This is a genomic window from Citrobacter sp. Cpo091 (genome assembly GCF_030332645.1).
GTDB lineage: Bacteria > Pseudomonadota > Gammaproteobacteria > Enterobacterales > Enterobacteriaceae > Citrobacter > Citrobacter portucalensis.
Window position 1 is genome coordinate 104,126 of the sequence record NZ_JAOWHL010000027.1, and the last position, 23,025, is coordinate 127,150.

The following is a 23,025-nucleotide window of genomic DNA, read 5'->3' on the forward strand; positions in this document are numbered from 1 at the left end:
TAGCAGGAAGGAACAGTATGACAGATGTAACCGTAAAAACGTTGGCTGCAGAGATACAGACTTCCGTAGATCGCCTGGTACAGCAATTTGCTGATGCCGGTATCCCGAAGTCTGCTGACGACTCTGTGTCCGCACAAGAGAAACAAACCTTACTGGCGCATTTGAACCGTGAAAACGGCTCAGCGCCGGATAAGTTGACATTGCAGCGTAAAACGCGCAGTACTCTCAATATTCCAGGTACCGGTGGAAAAAGCAAATCGGTACAAATCGAAGTCCGCAAGACACGCACCTTTGTGAAACGCGATCCGCAAGAGGCTGAACGCCTTGCCGCGGAAGAGCAGGCGCAGCGTGAAGCGGAAGAGCAAGCCCGTCGTGAGGCAGAAGAAGCTGCCAAACGCGAGGCGCAACAAAAAGCCGAACGTGAGGCCGCAGAACAAGCTAAGCGTGAAGCCGCTGATAAAGCGAAACGTGAAGCTGCGGAAAAAGACAAAGTGAGCAATCAACAGACCGACGATATGACTAAAACCGCCCAGGCCGAAAAAGCCCGCCGTGAAAATGAAGCCGCAGAACTGAAGCGTAAAGCGGAAGAAGAAGCACGTCGCAAGCTTGAAGAAGAAGCGCGCCGCGTAGCGGAAGAAGCTCGCCGTATGGCGGAAGAAAACGAGAAAAATGGTGTGAATAACGCTGAACCTGTCGAAGACACCAGTGATTATCACGTCACCACCTCTCAGCATGCTCGCCAGGCTGAAGACGAGAACGATCGTGAAGTTGAAGGCGGTCGTGGTCGTACTCGCAGCACTAAAGCTGCGCGTCCGGCGAAGAAAGGTAACAAACACGCTGAATCTAAAGCTGACCGTGAAGAAGCACGTGCAGCGGTTCGCGGCGGTAAAGGCGGTAAGCAGCGTAAAGGTTCCGCTCTGCAGCAGGGCTTCCAGAAGCCAGCTCAGGCCGTTAACCGTGACGTTGTGATCGGCGAAACCATCACCGTTGGCGATCTGGCGAACAAGATGGCGGTCAAAGGCTCTCAGGTCATCAAAGCAATGATGAAACTGGGCGCAATGGCGACCATCAACCAGGTCATCGACCAGGAAACCGCACAGCTGGTTGCCGAAGAGATGGGCCACAAAGTTATCCTGCGTCGTGAAAACGAGCTGGAAGAAGCAGTAATGAGCGACCGTGACACCGGCGCTGCGGCTGAACCGCGCGCACCGGTAGTGACCATCATGGGTCACGTTGACCACGGTAAAACGTCTCTGCTGGACTACATTCGTTCAACGAAAGTGGCCTCTGGCGAAGCGGGCGGCATTACTCAGCACATCGGTGCGTACCACGTTGAAACTGACAACGGTATGATCACCTTCCTGGACACCCCGGGTCACGCCGCGTTTACCTCCATGCGTGCTCGTGGTGCTCAGGCAACGGATATCGTTGTTCTGGTTGTTGCAGCAGACGACGGCGTGATGCCGCAGACTATCGAAGCTATCCAGCACGCGAAAGCGGCAGGTGTGCCGGTAGTTGTTGCAGTCAACAAAATCGATAAACCGGAAGCGGATCCAGATCGCGTTAAAAACGAACTGTCCCAGTACGGCATCATGCCGGAAGAGTGGGGCGGCGAGAGCCAGTTCGTTCACGTTTCTGCGAAAGCGGGTACCGGTATCGACGAACTGCTGGATGCTATCCTGCTGCAAGCCGAAGTACTGGAACTGAAAGCTGTGCGTAAAGGTATGGCGAGCGGTGCGGTTATCGAATCCTTCCTGGATAAAGGTCGTGGCCCGGTTGCTACCGTCCTGGTTCGCGAAGGTACCCTGAACAAGGGCGATATCGTTCTGTGTGGTTTCGAATACGGCCGCGTTCGTGCGATGCGTAACGAACTGGGTCAGGAAGTACTGGAAGCGGGTCCGTCCATTCCGGTGGAAATCCTCGGTCTGTCCGGTGTTCCGGCTGCGGGTGACGAAGTTACCGTTGTTCGTGACGAGAAGAAAGCGCGTGAAGTTGCACTGTACCGTCAGGGCAAATTCCGTGAAGTTAAACTGGCTCGTCAGCAGAAATCTAAACTTGAGAACATGTTCGCCAATATGACCGAAGGCGAAGTTCACGAAGTGAACATCGTGCTGAAGGCTGACGTACAGGGTTCTGTAGAAGCGATTTCCGACTCTTTACTGAAACTGTCTACCGACGAAGTAAAAGTGAAGATCATCGGTTCTGGCGTAGGTGGTATCACCGAAACCGACGCAACCCTGGCTGCGGCATCCAACGCGATTCTGGTTGGCTTCAACGTACGTGCTGATGCCTCTGCACGTAAAGTTATCGAATCAGAAAGTCTGGATCTGCGTTACTACTCCGTCATCTATCATCTGATCGACGAAGTGAAAGCAGCGATGAGCGGCATGCTGTCTCCGGAACTGAAACAGCAGATCATTGGTCTGGCTGAGGTTCGTGATGTGTTCAAATCACCGAAATTCGGCGCTATCGCAGGCTGTATGGTTACCGAAGGCACGATTAAACGTCACAACCCAATCCGCGTACTGCGCGACAACGTGGTTATCTATGAAGGCGAGCTGGAGTCCCTGCGCCGCTTCAAAGATGACGTTAACGAAGTCCGTAACGGTATGGAATGTGGTATCGGCGTTAAGAACTACAACGACGTTCGCGTTGGCGATATGATCGAAGTGTTCGAGATCATCGAGATCAAACGTACAATTGCTTAAGGTTGTTCGGGTGTAGGCCGGATAAGGCGTTTACGCCGACATCCGGCAATGTAATGCCTGATGGCGCTACGCTTATCAGGCCTACAGCCTAATCACCGAATTATTTTCAAAAGGGGCTGAATGCCCCTTTTTTGTCTGGAGAATTTATTATGGCGAAAGAATTTGGTCGCCCGCAGCGTGTCGCGCAGGAGATGCAGAAAGAAATCGCACTCATCCTGCAACGCGAAATCAAAGACCCGCGTGTTGGCATGATGACCACCGTATCGGGTGTTGAGATGTCCCGTGATCTGGCATATGCCAAAGTATTCGTGACTTTCCTCAACGATCAGGACGAAGCTGCCGTGAAAAACGGCATTAAGGCACTGCAGGAAGCCTCTGGTTTTATCCGCTCTCTGCTGGGTAAAGCAATGCGTCTGCGTATCGTGCCTGAGCTGACCTTCTTCTACGACAACTCGTTGGTTGAAGGGATGCGCATGTCCAACCTGGTGACCAGCGTGGTGAAACATGACGATGAGCGTCGTGTGAACCCAGCGGACGACAGCAAGGAGGACTGATGAGTCGTCCTCGTCGTCGTGGTCGCGATATTCATGGTGTCCTGCTGCTGGATAAGCCGCAGGGCATGTCCAGCAATGACGTGCTGCAAAAAGTAAAGCGCATCTACAATGCCAACCGCGCGGGACATACCGGCGCGTTGGATCCGCTGGCGACAGGCATGCTGCCTATCTGCCTTGGTGAAGCGACAAAGTTTTCACAGTATTTGCTGGATTCTGACAAACGCTATCGCGTGGTTGCCCGTCTGGGCCAGCGTACTGACACTTCCGATGCCGATGGGCAGATCGTGCAGGAGCGTCCGGTAACCTTCACCGCAGAACAACTGGCGAGCGCGCTGGAGACTTTCCGCGGCGATATCGAGCAGATTCCGTCGATGTATTCGGCGCTGAAGTATCAGGGTAAGAAGCTGTACGAATATGCGCGTCAGGGCATTGAAGTGCCGCGTGAAGCGCGCCCGATTACCGTCTATGAGCTGCTGTTTATCCGTCATGAAGGTAACGAACTGGAGCTGGAAGTTCACTGCTCCAAAGGCACCTATATTCGTACCATCGTTGACGATCTCGGTGAGAAGCTGGGCTGCGGCGCGCACGTAACGTATCTGCGTCGTCTGACGGTCAGCAAGTATCCGGTGGATCGTATGGTCACGCTGGAACATCTGCGTGAGCTGGTCGAACAGGCAGAACAGCAGAACATTCCGGCGGCTCAGTTGCTTGATCCTTTGCTGATGCCAATGGACAGTCCGGCATCGGACTATCCTGTTGTTAATTTGCCTTTAACATCGTCGGTTTACTTTAAAAATGGTAATCCGGTACGGACGACAGGCGCCCCGCTGGAAGGGCTGGTACGCGTGACGGAAGGCGATGACGGCAAGTTTATTGGCATGGGGGAGATGGACGATGAAGGTCGTGTCGCCCCCCGCCGCCTGGTGGTTGAGTATCCTGCATAGCGCTCTCTGTCTTGCGATAAAAGGGCGCTGCGAGTAGAATACTGCCGCTTAACGTCGCGTGAATTGTTTAACAATCTGCGTGGCGTATACACAAAATCATTCGAGCTGCATCAAGGCGGCAAGTCTGAGGATCCTCAGGAGCTTACTTAGGTAAGTGACTGAGGTGAGCGGACGCAGCCAACGCAGAGTCAGTTTGAAGGATAAAGTGTATACACTGGGATAGCTGAATTAGAGATCGGCATCCTTTCATTCTTAACACTTTGGAGTTTTAAAATGTCTCTAAGTACTGAAGCTACCGCTAAAATCGTTTCTGAGTTTGGTCGTGATGCAAATGACACCGGTTCTACCGATGTTCAGGTTGCTCTGTTGACTGCACAGATTAACCACCTGCAGGGCCACTTTGCAGAGCACAAAAAAGATCACCACAGCCGTCGTGGTCTGCTGCGCATGGTTTCTCAGCGTCGTAAACTGCTCGACTACCTGAAACGTAAAGATGTTGCACGTTACACCGCGCTGATCGAGCGTCTGGGCCTGCGTCGCTAATTCTTTCGAGTTTCAGAAAGAGGGGGCCTTCATGGCCCCTTTTTTCCAGCAGATGGCAGCAATTCGCTGGAAACTAATGTATTGTTGCTATGAATGATCTTCCGTTGCAGAGGTTCGCGCGGCTAATGAGAGGCTTTACTCATGCTTATGGGTTAGGGTTGTCATTAGTCGCGAGGATGCGCAGAAGATCGGGTATTAACGATGGCGCAAAAATGTGCCGTCAAAAAATAGAGAAAGGATATTATTTTGCTTAATCCGATCGTTCGTAAATTCCAGTACGGTCAGCATACCGTTACGCTGGAAACCGGCATGATGGCGCGTCAGGCGACTGCCGCTGTTATGGTTAGCATGGATGACACCGCGGTATTCGTTACCGTTGTTGGCCAGAAAAAAGCGAAACCAGGCCAGGACTTTTTCCCGCTGACCGTTAACTATCAGGAGCGTACCTACGCTGCTGGCCGTATCCCGGGTAGCTTCTTCCGTCGTGAAGGCCGTCCGAGCGAAGGCGAAACCTTGATCGCGCGTCTGATTGACCGCCCGGTTCGCCCGCTGTTCCCGGAAGGCTTCGTTAACGAAGTTCAGGTTATCGCGACCGTTGTTTCCGTTAACCCGCAGGTTAACCCGGACATCGTGGCAATGATTGGTGCATCTGCTGCGCTGACTCTGTCTGGTATCCCATTCAACGGCCCGATCGGTGCTGCACGTGTTGGTTACATCAATGACCAGTACGTACTGAACCCGACTCAGGACGAACTGAAAGAAAGCAAGCTGGACCTGGTTGTTGCAGGTACTGAAGCAGCCGTACTGATGGTTGAATCCGAAGCTGAACTGCTGAGCGAAGACCAGATGCTGGGCGCTGTTGTGTTCGGTCACGAACAGCAGCAGGTTGTGATTCAGGCTATCAACGAGCTGGCGAAAGAAGCTGGCAAACCGCGTTGGGACTGGCAGCCAGAAGCCGTCAACGAAGCGCTGAACGCACGCGTTGCCGCACTGGCAGAAGCTCGCCTGAGCGATGCTTACCGTATCACCGACAAACAAGAGCGTTATGCTCAGGTTGACGTGATCAAATCTGAAACCATCGCGACTCTGGTGGCTGAAGACGAAACCCTGGACGCTAACGAACTGGGTGAAATCCTGCACGCTATCGAGAAAAACGTTGTTCGTAGCCGCGTACTGGCGGGCGAGCCGCGCATCGATGGCCGTGAAAAAGACATGATCCGTGGCCTGGACGTGCGTACTGGCGTTCTGCCTCGTACCCACGGTTCCGCACTGTTCACCCGTGGCGAAACTCAGGCGCTGGTTACTGCGACCCTGGGCACCACTCGTGATGCGCAGAACCTCGACGAACTGATGGGCGAGCGTACTGACAACTTCCTGTTCCACTACAACTTCCCTCCGTACTGCGTAGGTGAAACCGGTATGGTCGGTTCTCCGAAGCGTCGTGAGATTGGTCACGGCCGTCTGGCGAAGCGTGGCGTACTGGCAGTAATGCCGGAACTGGATAAATTCCCGTACACCGTGCGTGTGGTTTCTGAAATCACCGAATCTAACGGTTCTTCTTCCATGGCTTCCGTATGTGGTGCTTCCCTGGCGCTGATGGACGCAGGCGTGCCGATCAAAGCAGCCGTTGCGGGTATCGCGATGGGTCTGGTGAAAGAAGGCGACAACTTTGTTGTTCTGTCTGACATCCTGGGCGACGAAGACCACCTGGGCGATATGGACTTCAAAGTGGCGGGTTCCCGCGACGGTATCTCTGCACTGCAGATGGATATCAAAATTGAAGGTATCACCAAAGAAATCATGCAGGTTGCTCTGAACCAGGCTAAAGGTGCGCGTCTGCACATCCTGGGTGTGATGGAACAAGCGATCAACGCTCCGCGTGGCGATATTTCTCAGTTCGCTCCGCGTATCCACACTATCAAGATCAGCCCGGACAAGATCAAAGACGTTATCGGTAAAGGCGGTTCTGTTATCCGTGCTCTGACCGAAGAAACCGGCACCACCATTGAAATCGAAGATGATGGTACCGTGAAGATTGCTGCGACCGACGGTGAGAAAGCGAAATATGCTATCCGTCGTATCGAAGAGATCACCGCAGAGATCGAAGTAGGCCGTATCTACAATGGTAAAGTGACCCGTATCGTTGACTTTGGCGCATTCGTTGCCATTGGTGGCGGTAAAGAAGGTCTGGTACACATCTCTCAGATCGCTGACAAGCGCGTTGAGAAAGTGACCGACTACCTGCAGATGGGCCAGGAAGTACCGGTCAAAGTTCTGGAAGTTGATCGCCAGGGCCGTGTACGTCTGAGCATTAAAGAAGCAACTGAGCAGTCTCAGCCTGCAGGCGAACCGGAAGCTCCGGCAAGCCAGGGCGAGTAAGGTTGCCATTGCCCTCCGTGAAAGCGGAGGGCCTTTAACCCGGCAGGATGCCTTGTTAGCAACCGGGGAACCTGGACGTTCATTCAATCGTTGTCTTCGGGAGTGGGAAATGAAGCCTTTTTTGCGCTGGTGTTTCGTTGCGACAGCACTCACGCTGGCTGGATGCAGTAATTCCGCCTGGCGAAAGAGTGAAGTCCTCGCAGTACCATTGCAACCGACTTTGCAGCAGGAAGTGATTCTGGCACGTATGGAACAAATTCTTGCCAGTCGGGCTTTAACCGATGACGAACGCGCACAGCTTTTATATGAGCGCGGAGTGTTGTATGATAGTCTCGGTCTGAGGGCACTGGCGCGAAATGATTTTTCACAAGCGCTGGCAATCCGACCAGATATGCCTGAAGTATTCAATTACTTAGGTATATATTTAACGCAGGCAGGCAATTTTGATGCTGCCTATGAAGCGTTTGATTCTGTACTTGAGCTTGATCCAACTTACAACTACGCGCACTTAAATCGCGGTATCGCATTGTATTACGGCGGTCGCGACAAGTTAGCGCAAGATGATCTGCTAGCGTTTTATCAAGACGATCCCAATGATCCTTTCCGTAGTCTGTGGCTTTATCTTGCCGAGCAGAAGCTCGATGAGAAGCAGGCTAAAGAAGCGTTGAAGCAACGCTTTGAGAAATCGGATAAAGAGCAATGGGGATGGAACATTGTCGAGTTCTACCTGGGCAACATTAGCGAAGCAACGCTGATGGAACGCCTGAAGGCGGACGCAACGGATAACACCTCGCTCGCTGAGCATCTCAGTGAAACCAACTTCTATTTAGGTAAGTACTACCTAAGTCTGGGGGATTTGGACAACGCTACGGCATTGTTCAAACTGGCGGTGGCTAACAACGTTCATAACTTTGTTGAGCACCGATACGCATTGTTGGAATTATCGCTCCTGGGCCAGGACCAAGATGACCTGGCAGAATCGGACCAGCAATAGCTGACGTACACATCAGCCCGTAATCTTTTTTGATTGCCATCACCTTCACGGGTGAGGGCGTTGTTGTTCGTTAATACACCTACTTTGAGCCGGTTCACACTTTTCAATGAAAATTGCAGATCAATTTCATGATGAGTTATGTAGACTGGCCGCCATTAATTTTGAGGCACACGTACTACATGGCTGAATTCGAAACCACTTTTGCAGATCTGGGCCTGAAGGCTCCTATCCTTGAAGCCCTTAACGATCTGGGTTACGAAAAACCATCTCCAATCCAGGCAGAGTGCATTCCGCATCTGCTGGGCGGCCGCGATGTTCTGGGTATGGCCCAGACAGGTAGCGGCAAAACTGCAGCGTTCTCTTTACCGCTGCTCAACAATCTTGATCCTGAGCTGAAGGCACCTCAGATTCTGGTGCTGGCACCGACCCGCGAACTGGCGGTTCAGGTAGCAGAAGCCATGACGGATTTCTCTAAACACATGCGCGGCGTGAACGTGGTTGCCCTGTACGGCGGTCAGCGTTATGACGTGCAATTACGTGCCCTGCGTCAGGGGCCACAGATCGTCGTCGGTACGCCGGGTCGTCTGCTGGATCACCTGAAGCGCGGTACTCTGGACCTCTCCAAACTGAGCGGTCTGGTACTGGACGAAGCTGACGAAATGCTGCGTATGGGCTTCATCGAAGACGTTGAAACCATCATGGCACAGATCCCGGAAGGTCATCAGACCGCTCTGTTCTCTGCAACCATGCCGGAAGCGATTCGTCGTATTACCCGCCGCTTTATGAAAGAGCCGCAGGAAGTACGTATTCAGTCCAGCGTAACTACCCGTCCTGACATCAGCCAGAGCTACTGGACTGTGTGGGGCATGCGTAAAAATGAAGCGCTGGTGCGTTTTCTGGAAGCGGAAGATTTTGATGCGGCGATTATCTTCGTACGTACCAAAAATGCGACCCTGGAAGTAGCAGAAGCGCTGGAGCGTAGCGGTTATAGCAGCGCTGCACTGAACGGCGACATGAACCAGTCCCTGCGTGAGCAGACTCTGGAGCGTCTGAAAGATGGCCGTCTGGATATTCTGATTGCAACCGACGTTGCGGCCCGTGGCCTGGACGTTGAGCGTATCAGCCTGGTTGTTAACTACGACATCCCGATGGATTCCGAGTCTTACGTTCACCGTATCGGCCGTACCGGTCGTGCGGGTCGTGCGGGTCGTGCGCTGCTGTTCGTTGAGAACCGCGAGCGTCGTCTGCTGCGTAACATCGAACGCACCATGAAGCTGACTATTCCGGAAGTAGAACTGCCGAACGCAGATCTGCTGGGCAAACGCCGTCTGGAAAAATTCGCTGCTAAAGTTCAGCAGCAGCTGGAAAGCAGCGATCTGGATCAGTACCGTGCTCTGCTGGCGAAAATGCAGCCGGAAGAAGAGCTGGATATCGAAACGCTGGCAGCTGCACTGCTGAAAATGGCTCAGGGCGAACGTCCTCTGATCCTGCCGCCAGATGCGCCGATGCGTCCGAAACGCGAATTCCGCGACCGTGATGACCGTGGTCCGCGTGACCGCAACGATCGTGGCCCTCGTGACCGTAATGACCGTGGTGGTGAAGACCGTCCGCGTCGTGAACGTCGTGATGTTGGTGACATGCAGCTGTACCGCATTGAAGTGGGCCGTGATGACGGTGTTGAAGTTCGTCATATCGTTGGTGCGATTGCTAACGAAGGTGATATCAGCAGCCGTTACATCGGTAACATCAAGCTGTTTGCTTCCCACTCCACCATCGAACTGCCGAAAGGTATGCCGGGCGACGTGCTGCAGCACTTTACCCGTACTCGCATCCTGAACAAGCCGATGAACATGCAGCTGGTTGGCGATGCAGTTCCGCACACCGGTGGTGAGCGTCGTGGCGGTGGTCGTTTCAGCGGTGAGCGTCGTGAAGGCGGTCGCGGTGAAGGTCGTAACTTTAGCGGTGAACGTCGTGAAGGCGGTCGTGGCGATGGTCGTCGTTTCAGCGGCGAACGTCGTGAAGGCAACCGTGGTCCGCGTCGTGACGATTCTTCTGCTCCGCGTCGTGATGATTCTGCTGGTCGTCGTCGTTTCGGCGGTGATGCATAAGCCTTTTAGCTTTATAGCTGTAAAGTAAAATATACGGCCCCGATCTCAACAATCGGGGCTTTTTTTATTTCAATTGTACTCGTGTACTGGTACAGTGCATCACATTGAGATGTAGTCACAATATAAATGACTGGAGAGATGGCTAAATGGCAACACTAACCACCACCCAAACGTCACCTTCGCTGCTCGGCGGCGTGGTGATCATCGGCGGCACCATTATTGGCGCGGGGATGTTTTCTCTGCCAGTGGTCATGTCCGGGGCGTGGTTCTTCTGGTCAATGGCAGCGCTGATCTTCACCTGGTTCTGCATGCTGCACTCCGGGCTGATGATCCTTGAAGCTAACCTCAATTACCGCATTGGCTCCAGCTTCGACACCATTACCAAAGATCTGCTGGGCAAAGGCTGGAACGTGGTGAACGGCATCTCGATTGCTTTCGTTCTCTATATTCTGACCTACGCGTATATCTCGGCGAGCGGGTCAATCCTGCATCACACCTTCTCGGAGATGTCGTTGAACGTTCCGGCGCGTGCGGCAGGTCTTGGCTTTGCGTTGCTGGTGGCGTTTGTGGTGTGGTTAAGTACCAAAGCGGTGAGCCGCATGACGGCGATTGTGCTGGGCGCGAAGGTGATTACCTTTTTCCTGACCTTCGGCAGCTTATTGGGACACGTTCAGCCCACAACGTTGTTTAACGTGGCGGAAAGCAATGCTTCGTATACGCCGTACCTGCTGATGACGCTGCCGTTCTGTCTGGCCTCATTCGGCTATCACGGCAACGTCCCGAGCCTGATGAAGTACTACGGTAAAGATCCGAAGACCATCGTTAAGTGTCTGGTGTACGGCACGCTGCTGGCGCTGGTGCTGTATACCGTATGGTTGCTGGGGACGATGGGTAATATTCCGCGTCCGGAGTTTATCGGTATTGCGCAGCAGGGTGGTAACATTGATGTGCTGGTACAGGCGCTGAGCGGTGTACTAAACAGCCGCAGTCTGGATCTGCTGCTGGTGGTGTTCTCCAACTTTGCGGTGGCGAGTTCATTCCTCGGCGTTACGCTCGGTCTGTTTGACTATCTGGCGGATCTGTTTGGCTTTGATGACTCGGCAATGGGACGTTTCAAAACGGCATTGCTGACGTTTGTCCCACCAATTATCGGTGGCTTGCTGTGGCCGAACGGTTTCCTGTACGCCATTGGCTATGCAGGACTCGCGGCAACCATCTGGGCCGCGATTGTTCCGGCGCTGCTGGCACGTAAATCCCGCGAGCGTTTCGGTAGCCCGAAATTCCGTGTCTGGGGCGGTAAGCCGATGATTGCGCTGATCCTGGTATTCGGTATCGGCAACGCGGTTATCCATATTCTGTCGAGCGTGAATCTGTTGCCTGTTTATCAGTAACTTTGTTGTGCCGGATGGCGGCTGCGCCTTATCCGGCCTACAGGGTCAAGTAGGCCCGGTAAGCGAAGCGCCACCGGGCAAAACAACGTACTACCCCAATAATTCCTGCTTCACATCCATCGCCAAATCAAACGAATGTAGACGTGCCTGATGATCAAAAATCTGGCCGTTAACCATAATCTCATCAGCCTGGGTTTCACGCAAAATGGCGTCGAGACCATGCCGCACTTTTGCCTTATCACCGACCAGCGACATGCTTAGCGCCTGTTGTACGCCGTACTGCTCAGAAGCAGACCACAGCTGATGCATATTCTCTACCGGCGGCGGTAGCTGGCCGGTTTCGCCACGACGCAGCTTCACAAAGGCCTGCTGCATGGAGGTGAAAAGAAACTCGGCGTCGCGATTGCTGTCGGCGGCAATAATGTTGATGCACACCATCGCATACGGTTTTGCCAGCCGCGCCGAGGGTTTGAATTGGGTGCGATACAAATGCAGCGCCTGATGCAGCATATCCGGGGCAAAGTGCGAGGCGAAGGCAAACGGCAGACCAAGCTGGGCCGCCAGTTGTGCGCTGTACAGGCTAGAGCCTAATAACCAGACCGGGATCTGCTCGCCGTAGCCGGGAACCGGGCGTACATGGGGATTAGGATCGCGGGCGTCGAACCAGTCCACCAGTTCAGCTACATCGCGTGGGAAGTTATCGATATCACCGCTCATATGGCGGCGCAGTGCGCGCATTGTTGGTTGATCGCTGCCTGGTGCGCGACCAAGCCCGAGATCGATTCGTCCCGGATATAGCGTGTTCAGGGTACCGAACTGCTCGGCGATCACCAGCGGCGAATGGTTAGGCAACATCACGCCGCCAGACCCGAGATGCAGCGTGGTGGTATTGGCAGCCAGATAACCAATCAGCACTGAGGTTGCTGCGCTGGCGATGCCGGTCATGTTGTGATGTTCCGCCAGCCAATAGCGGTGGTAGCCGCGCTTTTCAGCCAGTTGAGCGAGATCAAGCGAGTGTGTGAAGGCCTCTTTTGCCGAGGATCCTTCAGGGATCGGCGCCAGATCCAGCACCGAGAACGGAATAGTTTTGTCAGTCATAACGGCTCACTTTGTTACCGGTTAATCTTTTAATACTGCATTAAAGATTAGCGAATGTTGTTAACAAAGTGAGCTTTATACGGCGGGCACCGAATATAACATGTCCGATGGCGCTGCGCTTATCGGGCCTACGGGATCGCTATTTGTAGGCCCGATAAGGCATTTATGTCGCATCCGGCTAGGCCTGCAGCTCCAGTCCAGCCAGTCGCTTCCAGTAGCCGTTACAGTCACTGTGGGCGGCAAGCGGTAATGGGGCCGTGCCATTTTCATTGGCGCGGAAGGCGTCGAGCATGGCGAATGTTTCAGTGCCTGAAGGGGACAGACGCACAATATCAACCAGCCCCTGCATCGATGTCAGTTCGTTGCCGAGGTTGTAAACATAGCCGCTCATGGTCTGGATCCCGTTGAGGACAAAGACCTGCTGATTCTCCTGCGACAGCACATCGCGCCCGTTCGGGTATTTTATGCAGCAGGTTTCACACTCGTCTTTTGGACGGTCTTCAGAGCGTGCGGTAAAGCAGCGGGCAGAGTACGCCAGCGGCAAATGCCCGTAGCTCAGCACTTCTACTTCAAACTGATTGCGAATACCCAGTTCATCACACTGATTGAGCAAGTTTGCCAGCCAGTCGCGGGAAAGCTCTACCGGCATACACCAGCGCACCATGCCTTGTTTGAGCAGAATACGCAGGGTAACCGCGTTGTAGCAGTTGAGCGCATGCCCGGCGACAAACGGCAGCTTACGCTCGGCGCACATGTTTACTACGCCGAGATCGCTGGCTTCCAGCAGGAAGTCACCGTTTTCGACATAGCGCTTCAGCTCTCCCAGTTCAGAAGAAGCCTGTACCAGCGCCAGTGTTGACAGCACAACCTGTTTACCGCTGCCAGCGAGCGATTTCGCCATATCGAGCCAGTCGCCCACTTTGGTGGCACGGCGTTTACTGCATACCGCTTCACCAAGATAGATAACGTCGGCCTGGCTTACGGCAGCCTGCTGATAAAAATCTTCCAGCGTTTCTTTCGGCCAGTACCACAGCACCGGCCCTAAGGAATATTTCATTGCTTCTCTCACTGCCATTTACGGTGATACGCGCCAAGCGTGGTCTGTGTGCCTTCGGACATAGAACCGAGCGTTTCCATCCACGCGGCCTGCGGGACGTAGTTTTGCGGGTCGGCCATACAGCGGTCGATCGCCTGACGCCACACTTTCGCCACCTGGCTGACATAGGCCGGACTACGCTGACGACCTTCGATTTTCACCGAGGCAATATTGGCTGCCAGCAGTTCCGGCAGCAGCTCCAGCGTGTTCAGGCTGGTGGGTTCTTCCAGCGCATGATAACGCTCGCCGTCAACCAGATAGCGGCCTTTGCATAGCGTCGGATAACCGGCGTTTTCCCCGTCCTGATAGCGGTCGATCAGCACTTCATTAAGACGGGATTCCAGCCCCTGTTGGGTCTGTTGCCAGCGGACAAAACGGGCAGGTGAGCAGGCACCAACCGTGTTAGGAGACTCACCCGTCAGATAGGACGAAAGATAGCAACGGCCTTCCGCCATAATGCACAGGCTACCGAAGGCGAACACTTCCAGGGGAACAGGTGTGACGCGAGCAAGCTGCTTCACCTGATGAATAGACAGCACGCGCGGCAGCACCACGCGGGCGACGTCAAAGTTGCGATGATAGAAATTAATTGCCTCTTCATTGGTTGCAGATGCCTGAACAGAGACATGGCGCTCAATATGCGGGTAGCGCTCTGCGGCATACTCAAGCATGGCGAGGTCGGCAAGGATCAGCGCGTCTGCACCCAGTTGCGCTGCCATATCAACGGCACGTTGCCAGCGCGCGTAACCATCCGGGTGCGCAAAGGTGTTAATCGCAATGTGCAGCTTACGGCGGTGCTGATGGACAAAACTCACCGCTTCCTGCAATTTTTTCTCGGTAAAATTAAGGCCGGCGAAATGACGGGCGTTGGTATCATCTTTCAGCCCGATGTAGACAGCATCAGCGCCGTTCTCGATGGCCGCCTTAAGCGCCGGTAGGTTTCCGGCAGGGCAGAGCAGCTCCATAATTTATCCTGAACGTTGCGCCGTGATGGGCGCAGAAATGTTAACGAATGGGGATTTTAGTTAACCTTGCTGAGACAATTTTTGATTTGAGGCAGTTAAAGTCGTATTGGTGACACCAATAAAGAGGTAACAATTTCGCATCGAATTGTTGATTTATGCCGCTATGTCGTTTATTTGATATGGCAAAATAGCAGGACTATTGAAACAGGGAGTAAAGCTCGTGTTGGATAAACTGCGTTCACGCTTAGTACAATTTGGTCCTTCTCTGATGAGTGTACCAGTTAAACTGACGCCCTTTGCGCTGAAGCGCCAGGTTCTGGAGCAGGTCCTGAGCTGGCAGTTTAGTCAGGCGCTGGCCGATGGGGAGCTGGAGTTTCTCGAAGGTCGCTGGCTGAGCATTCATGTGCGTGACATTGACCTCAAATGGTATACCTCTGTTGAGAACGATAAACTTATCGTCAGCCAGAATGCAGATGCGGATGTGAGTTTTAGCGCCGATGCCAGCGATCTGCTGATGATCGTGGCCCGCAAGCAGGATCCGGATACGCTTTTCTTCCAGCGTCGTCTGGTGATTGAAGGTGATACAGAATTAGGGCTATACGTAAAAAATCTGATGGATGCCATCGAACTGGAGCAGATGCCTAAAGCGTTGCGCGTCATGCTGATGCAGTTGGCGGATTTTGTTGAGGCGGGGATGAAAACGTCGCCAGAAACCAAACAGACCTCGGTAGGTGAGCCATGCTGATTCGAGTTGAAATTCCCATTGATGCCCCTGGTATTGATGCGCTGCTGCGCCGTTCATTTGAGAGCGATGCGGAAGCGAAATTAGTGCACGACCTGCGTGAAGATGGTTTCTTAACGCTGGGTCTGGTTGCTACCGATGACGAAGGTCAGGTAGTGGGTTACGTCGCGTTCAGCCCAGTCGATGTTCAGGGTGAAGATCTGCAATGGGTCGGAATGGCGCCGCTCGCGGTGGATGAAAACTACCGGGGGCAGGGCCTGGCGCGTCAGCTGGTCTATGAAGGACTCGATTCACTGAACGAGTTTGGCTACGCCGCGGTGGTTACGCTGGGGGATCCGGCCCTGTACAGCCGCTTTGGCTTTGAGCTGGCAGCCCATCATGACCTGCGTTGCCGCTGGCCGGGCACCGAAAGCGCGTTCCAGGTTCATCGCCTGGCGGACGATGCGCTGGATGGCGTGACGGGTCTTGTGGAATACCACGACCACTTCAATCGCTTTTAAGCTTCCGGGGTTTGCAGGCTGCTTAATAGCGCCTCAAACCCTTCGCCTTCGACAAGGCGCTCTTTCTGCCGCTTGGTGAGCTGTTTAACGCGATACTCTATGCGCAGGGCCAGCGAACGGTCGCCGACCTGCGCCGCAAATGCCAACGTGAGTTCCCCCTTTCCGCGTAGCGCCTTCGCGCCATTCCCACTTTGATGCTGCTTATAGCGGCGCTGCACATCGGTGGTTATTCCGGTGTATAAGGCGTTGTCAGCGGTACGGATCAGGTACAGATACCAGGGTGTCATTGTTACCATCGACGTGATAATTTTCAGGCCTACAGTATAAAAGAGAATAGAAATGGAAACACTGACTGCGGTGTCTCGCTGGCTGGCAAAACAGCACGTCGTGACCTGGTGCGTACACCATGAAGGTGAATTATGGTGCGCCAATGCGTTTTACCTGTTTGATGCGCAGAAGATGGTGTTCTATGTGCTGACCGAAGAGAAAACGCGGCATGCACAGATGTCCGGACCACGCGCGCCGATTGCCGGTACAGTAAACGGTCAGCCTAAAACCGTCGCCCTGATTCGTGGCGTACAGTTCAAAGGGGAAATCCGGCGTCTTGAAGGGCAGGAGAGCGAAGACGCGCGTAAAGCCTACAACCGCCGTTTCCCCGTCGCCAGAATGCTGCCAGCGCCCGTATGGGAGATTCGACTGGATGAAGTCAAATTCACGGACAACACGCTGGGCTTTGGTAAAAAGATGCATTGGCTGCGTGATCTATAGTTAGAACAGTGATTGAAGACCTGGGGAAGATAAGCGATGAGTCAGGTGTTAATAACGGGAGCCACGGGGCTGGTGGGCGGACATTTGCTGCGTATGCTGCTCAATGAACCCCGGGTCAATGCCATTACGGCACCAACGCGTCGACCGCTGGCAGATACGGTTGGTATCTATAACCCCCATGATCCGCAGCTAACCGATGCTTTGGCACAGGTCACCGATCCGGTCGATATTGTCTTTTGTTGTTTGGGGACTACCCGGCGTGAAGCGGGCAGCAAAGAGGCGTTTATCCATGCTGACTATACGCTGGTGGTAGATACGGCCCTGACGGGACGTAGGTTAGGCGCCCAGCATATGCTGGTGGTGAGTTCGATGGGCGCCAATGCGAATTCACCGTTTTTTTATAATCGGGTGAAAGGTGAAATGGAGCAGGCGCTGATCGCGCAGGATTGGCCACGGCTGACGATTGTCCGGCCTTCAATGCTACTGGGGGATAGGGACAAACAGCGGACGAATGAGATGTTTTTAGCGCCGTTGTTCAGGTTGCTGCCGGGTAACTGGAAGTCGATTGAAGCGCGCGATGTTGCGCGGGCAATGCTGGCAGAAGCGTTGGCGCCTGGGCATGAAGGGGTTTCGATCCTGACCTCTTCCGAGCTACGCGAAAGGGCTAAATAAAAAAATGCCGGATGGCGCTGACGCTTATCCGGCCTACAAACGATTACGTTCTGTAGGCCGGATAAGATGCCATCTACAGGCGTGTTACTTAATAAACGTAAAGGCCGTCGTGACGCGTTTCACGCCGCTTACCCGGCTGGCGATATCCGCCGCCGCCTTCGCTTCACGCTCGGTCACCAGACCTAACAGGAACACTTCTCCGTTCTCAGTCGTTACTTTCACGTTAGAGGATTTCACCTGATCGCTGGTCAGTAACTGGGAACGTACTTTGGTGGTTATCCAGGTATCGTTCGACGCATCACCCAGACCGATTGGCTGGCCCTGACGGATCTCATTAAAGACCTCAGTCGTACCTTCTACGCCCATCGCAATCTGTTTTGCACGTGCAGACAGTTCGCTATTCGGCGACTGGCCGACCAGCAGCACTTTACCCTGATATGCGCTCACGTTGATTCGCGCTTCTTTCTTGATCTGGGCATCTTTCGACAACGCCGTATTGACGCGTAATTCCAGGGTACTGTCATCAACCTGGGTGCCGACACTACGAGGATCCGTCGCGGCTTTAGTCCCGACAGCTGCAGTTCCAACAACGGCGGCAGCGACACAGCCTTGCAGCAGCAGTGCAGCGATAATCACAGCAAGCGGCGAAAATGCCTTCATGTGTACTCCTTAATCATCCTGGTGAGGGAAAAGCGTGTTATCGATGAGATCGCAAAGGCAGTTAACCGTCAGCATGTGCATTTCCTGAACGCGGGCGCTGTGGTGTGAGGGAATACGGATTTCAACATCCTGTGGCCCCAGTAATCCGGCCAGTTCCCCTCCGTCATACCCGGTCAGCGCGACGATTGTCATGTCGCGTGTCACGGCGGCTTCAACGGCTTTTACGATATCGCGGCTATTACCACGCGTAGAGATTGCCAGCAGAACATCACCTGCATGTCCCAGCGCACGGACTTGTTTTGCATAAACTTCGTCGTGCAGGCGATCGTTGGCAATCGCAGTTAAGACCACATTATCAGTATTTAGTGCAATCGCAGGTAAACTTGGGCGTTCTGTTTCAAAACGATTGATCATGCTGGCAGCAAAATGCTGTGCGTTGGCAGCGGACGTCCCATTACCACAACAGAGAATTTTGTTGCCATTGAGCAGGGACTGAACCAGCGTCATGGCGGCACGGGAGATTGCATCCGGAAGTGCTTCAGCCGCAGCTATCTGAGTTTGAATGCTTTCTGTAAAGCAGACTTTAATTCTATCTAACACGCTAATCCTTAAGAACCAGGCTCTGAATCTTCAACTATGAGCGGTCGTTGAACGCGTCCTTAAACCACTCAACATCATTTCCGGTGAAGGCTAACACATCGAACCGGCAATCCACAGTATCAAAACTCCCATTGTGGCGCGCAAGCCACAAGCGGGCGGTCTGTAATAATTTGTGTTGTTTGCTCCGGGTCACACTCGCCGCCGCACCGCCGAACTGTGCTGAGCGTCGGTAGCGAACCTCAACAAATACGGTGGTGTTGCCTTCACGCATTATCAGGTCGATTTCGCCACCACGTTCACGCACGTTGGCGGCGATAAAATGCAGTCCCTTGCTCAGCAGCCAGTCACGCGCGATGGATTCCCACGCGTCACCGGTCTGTTTACTCGTTAACTGGCGGGGACGACTTGTCCTTGCTGGTATTTGAGCCATGATAACTTCCTGTTAATCACACAATCCTGCGTTGCGGTTAAGGCCCCGGTATTGCCGTTAATTTCGAAACCCTGCACCTGACGCATTTGCGAGAAGTGGTTGGCAAGCGACCAGGCATCGACACCCATGGCATACATACGCGCCAGCGAGTAGTCGTTACGAACCGCGCCAAGCGCCTGCTGCATAAGAGGCGCATTAGCGCCTGCCAGCATCGGAATTTCGCTGTACTGCAAACCTTCCATCTCCAGACGGAAATCCGGGCCGGCAGTGCCCTGCGCACTACGAGAACTGGCGTACAGCGTTGCTCCGCTCTGGCTGCCGTTGCGCATGGCGATCATCGGCTTAATAAATGCAATTTCTTCCGGCGTCGCCAGAATATACACGGCATCAACACGACCGCTGCCGCCGGTGATTTGCGCATCGGTAGGTGCTGCGGGGATGGTCAGACCGCCAATCGTCACGCCGGGTTGGGCTGGCACAGAGGAGGCCACCGGGCTGCCTGTCAGGGAAATCCCTGAGCCGCCGTTGACGCCCATTTTAAGTTCAGCGGTGGAGCCGAACTTCTGCTGCAATACCACGCCGCCACCCAGTTTTTGCCATTCCTGTGCAAAGGCGTTGGCAACGCGATCGCCTAATGAACTCCGTGGAATCAACAACAGCGGCGTCTGTTTTCCCTGATCGCGGATGTGGCGTGCGGCGTCGCGCGCTTCATCTTCTGGCGACAGGGCGAAGTAGCAGACGTTCGGCAGATTTTTCACCGACTCCGGCTGGTTAAGCGCCAGGACGTTCAATGGCGTGTTGCTTTTCATCAGCTCTTCAACATTGTTCTTCAACAGTGGGCCAACCACGATGCTGGCGCCATCCTGCTGAACCTGAGTCAGGATCTGGTTCAGCGGCTGTGATGAAGTGTCGTAGATTTTCAGCTCAGCGGATGGATTCGCCGGTGCGCTGGCGGTTGTTGGCTGAGCGGGTGCTGCGGGCTGCACAGCAGGTGTTTCTGGCTGAGCCGGCGTCTCGTTGGTCAGATCGCTTACTGACGCCTGAGACGGGCTGGCAACGCCGTCAGTCGTTTGCGGCTGTTCTGTGGTGGTCGCGGCAGCTGGAACTGCGGCAGGTGCGACAGCAACAGGGGCTGCGACAGGTTGAGTGCCCATGTTTTTCGCAGCTTCAAAGCCTTGCTGAATAGTACGGCCAAATACAGCGGCCTGACCGTTCAGTGGTAACAGCAGGGCGATTTTGCTGGTGGAGGCGGGCTTAAAGCTCTGCACGTTAACCAACTGTGTTGGTAACAGTTTTGCTCCTGGGTTTTGCGGATAACGTTTCTGCCAGTCCGCAATACCAGCTTTCATCATGTCCGGATCGTTACGGTTATCGAACCAGACGCGCTGGAGATCCAGCCAGCCTTGCAGCACGTTTTCATCAGCATTGATGACCAGCGCTTGCGCTTGCTCCTGGGTCATGGACGACAGCGCCTGCCAGGTGGCGTCCATATTTTTCTGCTTAGCATTCGCGGCCAGCAGCGGTTCCTGCGCGATCAGGGCGCGCAGCAGCGTCAGAGACGGGCGACCCTGGTTGACGTCGATTTGCGCCTGCCAGTAGCGTGCCTGTTGGTTTTGATCGAAATCGGCGGGAGTTAACTTATCCAGCAGGGCCTGTGCGCCAGCGACATCTTTCTGCGCGAGCTTAATCTCGACGGCCAGCAGTGACTGCTCACGACGCTGGTTATCGCTTAGCTTCTGCGGTAGCTGGTTAAACAGTTCGATAGCCTGCTGGCTCTTGCCTTCTTTCAGCAGTGCACGAATGGCGAGTAATTGCCAGTTGGTCTTGCTATCATCTGAGCTTTGCTGCATTTGTTGCAGATAAAAGCCGGAATCAGCCTGCGCAGTGCCCTGCATATGGGCTGCACTCTGGTCTGGCGCCTGGGTGCCACAGCCTGCGAAAATCAGTGCTGCCAGAATGACTGGTAGCGCGCGTGCGGCTTTCAAACGAGAAAATGTTGAGGGTACCATACTGTATCCAGTGATATTTTTTTACTCAATGCTCAATATTAAATCGGCAATACGGACGACACAATGAAACAACACGAATCGGCGGATAATTCTCAAGGCCAACTCTTTATTGTACCTACTCCTATAGGAAATTTGGCTGATATTACCCAACGAGCGCTCGAAGTTTTACAAGCCGTTGATTTGATTGCCGCTGAAGACACTCGTCATACAGGATTATTGTTACAACACTTCGCGATTAACGCGCGTCTGTTCGCGCTACATGACCACAACGAGCAGCAAAAGGCCGAAACGCTGGTCGCGAAGCTCAAAGAAGGACAAAACATTGCGCTGGTTTCCGATGCCGGAACGCCGCTGATTAACGATCCTGGCTACCATCTGGTGCGTACCTGTCGTGAAGCAGGGATCCGCGTTGTTCCCCTGCCTGGTCCTTGTGCGGCGATTGCTGCCCTGAGCGCTGCAGGCCTGCCTTCAGACCGTTTTTGCTATGAAGGATTTCTGCCTGCCAAATCGAAAGGGCGTCGTGATGCGATGAAAGCCATTGAGGCCGAGCCGCGTACGCTTATTTTTTATGAATCTACCCACCGCTTGCTGGATAGCCTGGAAGACATGGTTGCCGTGTGGGGCGAATCCCGCTACGTGGTGCTGGCGCGCGAGCTGACCAAAACCTGGGAAACTATTCACGGGGCACCGGTTGGTGAACTGCTGGCGTGGGTCAAGGAAGATGAAAACCGTCGTAAAGGCGAAATGGTGCTGATTGTTGAAGGGCATAAAGCGCAGGAAGACGATCTTCCTGCCGATGCGCTGCGTACGTTGGCCTTATTGCAGGCAGAACTGCCGCTGAAAAAGGCCGCCGCGCTGGCTGCTGAAATCCATGGCGTGAAAAAAAATGCGTTGTATAAGTACGCGCTGGAACAGCAGGGAGAGTAAGCCCGATTGCTGATGGCCAAACCGACAAGGGTATGGCCATTAGCTAACACAGTGCTTAAGACTGAGCGGCAGTTTCACTGATTAATAAGCGGTTTGCTGACCCGCATACAGTGATTTTGCTACGAACCACTTCTTTCATCGCATCCATACCGACCCGCATGTAATAGCGAGGATCGTTGCCCTGCGGATTCTCCGCAAACCACGCTTTGACCGCATCGGCAAAAGCGATTTTCAGTTCGGTCGCGACGTTAACTTTGCAAACGCCAAGCTCGATCGTGCGGCGGACGTATTCGTCAGGGACATCGCTTGCGCCATGCAGCACCAGCGGAACGTCGACTACCTCACGAATTTCACCCAGCCGCTGAAAATCGATTTTGGGCGTTTTGGTGTACAAACCGTGTGCTGTGCCGATGGCAACAGCAAGGCTATCTACGCCAGTACGCTCAACAAACCGTTTAGCTTCTTGTGGATCGGTGAGGAAGGCGCTTTCTGCATCCACACTCATATCATCTTCTACGCCACCGAGGCGACCCAGCTCAGCTTCCACGCTGCAATCTTTGGCATGGCAAAAATCCACAACGGATTTCACCAGCTTCACGTTTTCTTCAAACGGAAAGTGGCTGCCGTCAATCATTGCGCTGCGCACTCCTGCATTCACTTTACGACGAATGTCGTCCAGCGACTCATGGTGATCGAGGTGCAGCGCCAGCGGTATACCGTAGCTGGTGGAATAAGCGCTGCACAGCGCGTAGATCTCTTCCAGCGCGATATGCTTAAAGGTACCCGGCGTTCCTGCCAGGATCACCGGAGATTGCATTTCATAGCACACTTCAAGGATCGCCTGGATCGTCTCGGCGTTATGAATGTTAAAGGCGGGTACGGCATAGCCCTTTTTTTGGGCATCCAGCAGGAGGTATTTCGTGGAAATAATGCTCAT

General features: G+C 53.9%; 23 protein-coding genes. 14 read left to right on the top strand and 9 right to left on the bottom strand.

What is annotated here, in order from left to right; all coding sequences use genetic code 11:
• Positions 1–17 precede the first annotated feature (17 nt).
• The 9 genes from infB (at position 18) to mtr (ending at position 11,621) form a co-directional block, all read left to right on the top strand.
• The gene (gene infB / locus OGY04_RS02665; protein WP_003828710.1) at positions 18–2,708 is read left to right on the top strand and encodes a translation initiation factor IF-2; all 2,691 of its coding nucleotides are present in this window, start codon (positions 18–20) and stop codon (positions 2,706–2,708) included.
• Positions 2,709–2,857: 149 nt separating this feature from the next.
• Complete coding sequence (gene rbfA / locus OGY04_RS02670; RefSeq protein ID WP_003024988.1) at positions 2,858–3,262, top strand: 30S ribosome-binding factor RbfA; 405 nt, start codon at positions 2,858–2,860, stop codon at positions 3,260–3,262.
• On the top strand, positions 3,262–4,206 hold the full coding sequence (gene truB, locus OGY04_RS02675; RefSeq protein WP_003828704.1) for a tRNA pseudouridine(55) synthase TruB: 945 nt from the start codon (positions 3,262–3,264) through the stop codon (positions 4,204–4,206). The genes rbfA and truB overlap by 1 nt, the downstream gene beginning before the upstream one ends.
• Positions 4,207–4,479: 273 nt before the next feature.
• Positions 4,480–4,749: a 30S ribosomal protein S15 gene (gene rpsO, locus OGY04_RS02680; RefSeq protein WP_000059465.1), complete on the top strand. Its 270-nt coding sequence runs from the start codon at positions 4,480–4,482 to the stop codon at positions 4,747–4,749.
• 246 nt (positions 4,750–4,995) lie between these two features.
• A complete protein-coding gene (pnp, locus tag OGY04_RS02685; RefSeq protein WP_008785911.1) occupies positions 4,996–7,128 on the top strand; it encodes a polyribonucleotide nucleotidyltransferase in 2,133 nt (710 codons plus the stop codon).
• 109 nt (positions 7,129–7,237) lie between these two features.
• The gene (nlpI, locus tag OGY04_RS02690; RefSeq protein WP_003024982.1) at positions 7,238–8,122 is read left to right on the top strand and encodes a lipoprotein NlpI; all 885 of its coding nucleotides are present in this window, start codon (positions 7,238–7,240) and stop codon (positions 8,120–8,122) included.
• A gap of 106 nt (positions 8,123–8,228) precedes the next feature.
• The gene (gene yrbN, locus OGY04_RS02695) at positions 8,229–8,309 is read left to right on the top strand and encodes a protein YrbN (protein ID WP_010723222.1); all 81 of its coding nucleotides are present in this window, start codon (positions 8,229–8,231) and stop codon (positions 8,307–8,309) included.
• Positions 8,302–10,230 (top strand): DEAD/DEAH family ATP-dependent RNA helicase, encoded by a 1,929-nt coding sequence (locus OGY04_RS02700; RefSeq protein ID WP_003828643.1) that lies wholly within the window; start codon positions 8,302–8,304, stop codon positions 10,228–10,230. Before yrbN ends, OGY04_RS02700 begins: the two co-directional genes overlap by 8 nt.
• A 146-nt stretch (positions 10,231–10,376) precedes the next feature.
• Positions 10,377–11,621 (top strand): tryptophan permease, encoded by a 1,245-nt coding sequence (gene mtr, locus OGY04_RS02705; protein WP_003828642.1) that lies wholly within the window; start codon positions 10,377–10,379, stop codon positions 11,619–11,621.
• Positions 11,622–11,711: 90 nt separating this feature from the next.
• On the opposite strand, the gene OGY04_RS02710 is transcribed toward mtr, so the two are convergent.
• The 3 genes from OGY04_RS02710 to ubiU all read right to left on the bottom strand — a co-directional run bounded on the left by OGY04_RS02710 (position 11,712) and on the right by ubiU (position 14,780).
• Entirely contained in the window at positions 11,712–12,719 is a 1,008-nt protein-coding gene (locus OGY04_RS02710; RefSeq protein ID WP_153752157.1) for a luciferase-like monooxygenase, read from the bottom strand.
• Positions 12,720–12,897: 178 nt separating this feature from the next.
• Positions 12,898–13,776 carry a U32 family peptidase gene (locus OGY04_RS02715; RefSeq protein ID WP_416665113.1) on the bottom strand — a complete coding sequence of 293 codons (879 nt, stop codon included), beginning with the start codon at positions 13,774–13,776 and terminating at the stop codon, positions 12,898–12,900.
• An 8-nt stretch (positions 13,777–13,784) separates the two neighbouring features.
• Complete coding sequence (gene ubiU, locus OGY04_RS02720; RefSeq protein WP_003024971.1) at positions 13,785–14,780, bottom strand: ubiquinone anaerobic biosynthesis protein UbiU; 996 nt, start codon at positions 14,778–14,780, stop codon at positions 13,785–13,787.
• A 220-nt stretch (positions 14,781–15,000) separates the two neighbouring features.
• Here ubiU and ubiT point away from each other — a divergent pair, with 220 nt between their 5' ends.
• Positions 15,001–15,525 (top strand): ubiquinone anaerobic biosynthesis accessory factor UbiT, encoded by a 525-nt coding sequence (gene ubiT / locus OGY04_RS02725; RefSeq protein WP_003828637.1) that lies wholly within the window; start codon positions 15,001–15,003, stop codon positions 15,523–15,525.
• Positions 15,519–16,022, top strand: a complete 504-nt coding sequence (locus OGY04_RS02730; protein WP_008785907.1) for a GNAT family N-acetyltransferase — start codon at positions 15,519–15,521, stop codon at positions 16,020–16,022. The genes ubiT and OGY04_RS02730 overlap by 7 nt, the downstream gene beginning before the upstream one ends.
• Here the strand turns inward: OGY04_RS02730 and OGY04_RS02735 are convergent.
• On the bottom strand, positions 16,019–16,309 hold the full coding sequence (locus tag OGY04_RS02735; protein ID WP_048215469.1) for a GIY-YIG nuclease family protein: 291 nt from the start codon (positions 16,307–16,309) through the stop codon (positions 16,019–16,021). The genes OGY04_RS02730 and OGY04_RS02735 overlap by 4 nt on opposite strands.
• 52 nt (positions 16,310–16,361) lie before the next feature.
• Between OGY04_RS02735 and OGY04_RS02740 the strand changes: the two genes are divergently transcribed.
• Both OGY04_RS02740 and OGY04_RS02745 read left to right on the top strand, forming a co-directional pair.
• Positions 16,362–16,790 (top strand): YhbP family protein, encoded by a 429-nt coding sequence (locus tag OGY04_RS02740; RefSeq protein ID WP_003828634.1) that lies wholly within the window; start codon positions 16,362–16,364, stop codon positions 16,788–16,790.
• Positions 16,791–16,826: 36 nt separating this feature from the next.
• Positions 16,827–17,462, top strand: a complete 636-nt coding sequence (locus OGY04_RS02745) for an NAD(P)H-binding protein (protein WP_149607308.1) — start codon at positions 16,827–16,829, stop codon at positions 17,460–17,462.
• Positions 17,463–17,546: 84 nt separating this feature from the next.
• Here OGY04_RS02745 and dolP read toward each other — a convergent pair whose 3' ends face one another.
• Genes dolP through OGY04_RS02765 form a run of 4 tightly spaced genes read right to left on the bottom strand, consistent with a single transcriptional unit; the run spans position 17,547 to position 21,161 of the window.
• Complete coding sequence (gene dolP / locus OGY04_RS02750) at positions 17,547–18,122, bottom strand: division/outer membrane stress-associated lipid-binding lipoprotein (RefSeq protein WP_008785904.1); 576 nt, start codon at positions 18,120–18,122, stop codon at positions 17,547–17,549.
• Between the two features lie 9 nt (positions 18,123–18,131).
• On the bottom strand, positions 18,132–18,722 hold the full coding sequence (diaA, locus tag OGY04_RS02755) for a DnaA initiator-associating protein DiaA (RefSeq protein WP_003024948.1): 591 nt from the start codon (positions 18,720–18,722) through the stop codon (positions 18,132–18,134).
• A gap of 34 nt (positions 18,723–18,756) precedes the next feature.
• On the bottom strand, positions 18,757–19,152 hold the full coding sequence (locus OGY04_RS02760; RefSeq protein WP_111464734.1) for a YraN family protein: 396 nt from the start codon (positions 19,150–19,152) through the stop codon (positions 18,757–18,759).
• Positions 19,110–21,161, bottom strand: a complete 2,052-nt coding sequence (locus OGY04_RS02765) for a penicillin-binding protein activator (protein ID WP_008785903.1) — start codon at positions 21,159–21,161, stop codon at positions 19,110–19,112. Before OGY04_RS02765 ends, OGY04_RS02760 begins: the two co-directional genes overlap by 43 nt.
• Before the next feature lie 63 nt (positions 21,162–21,224).
• Here OGY04_RS02765 and rsmI point away from each other — a divergent pair, with 63 nt between their 5' ends.
• Entirely contained in the window at positions 21,225–22,088 is an 864-nt protein-coding gene (gene rsmI, locus OGY04_RS02770) for a 16S rRNA (cytidine(1402)-2'-O)-methyltransferase (RefSeq protein ID WP_016154652.1), read from the top strand.
• Positions 22,089–22,143: 55 nt separating this feature from the next.
• Here rsmI and kbaY read toward each other — a convergent pair whose 3' ends face one another.
• Positions 22,144–23,025, bottom strand: coding sequence for a tagatose-bisphosphate aldolase subunit KbaY (kbaY, locus tag OGY04_RS02775; protein WP_016151042.1), 882 nt, complete (start codon positions 23,023–23,025; stop codon positions 22,144–22,146).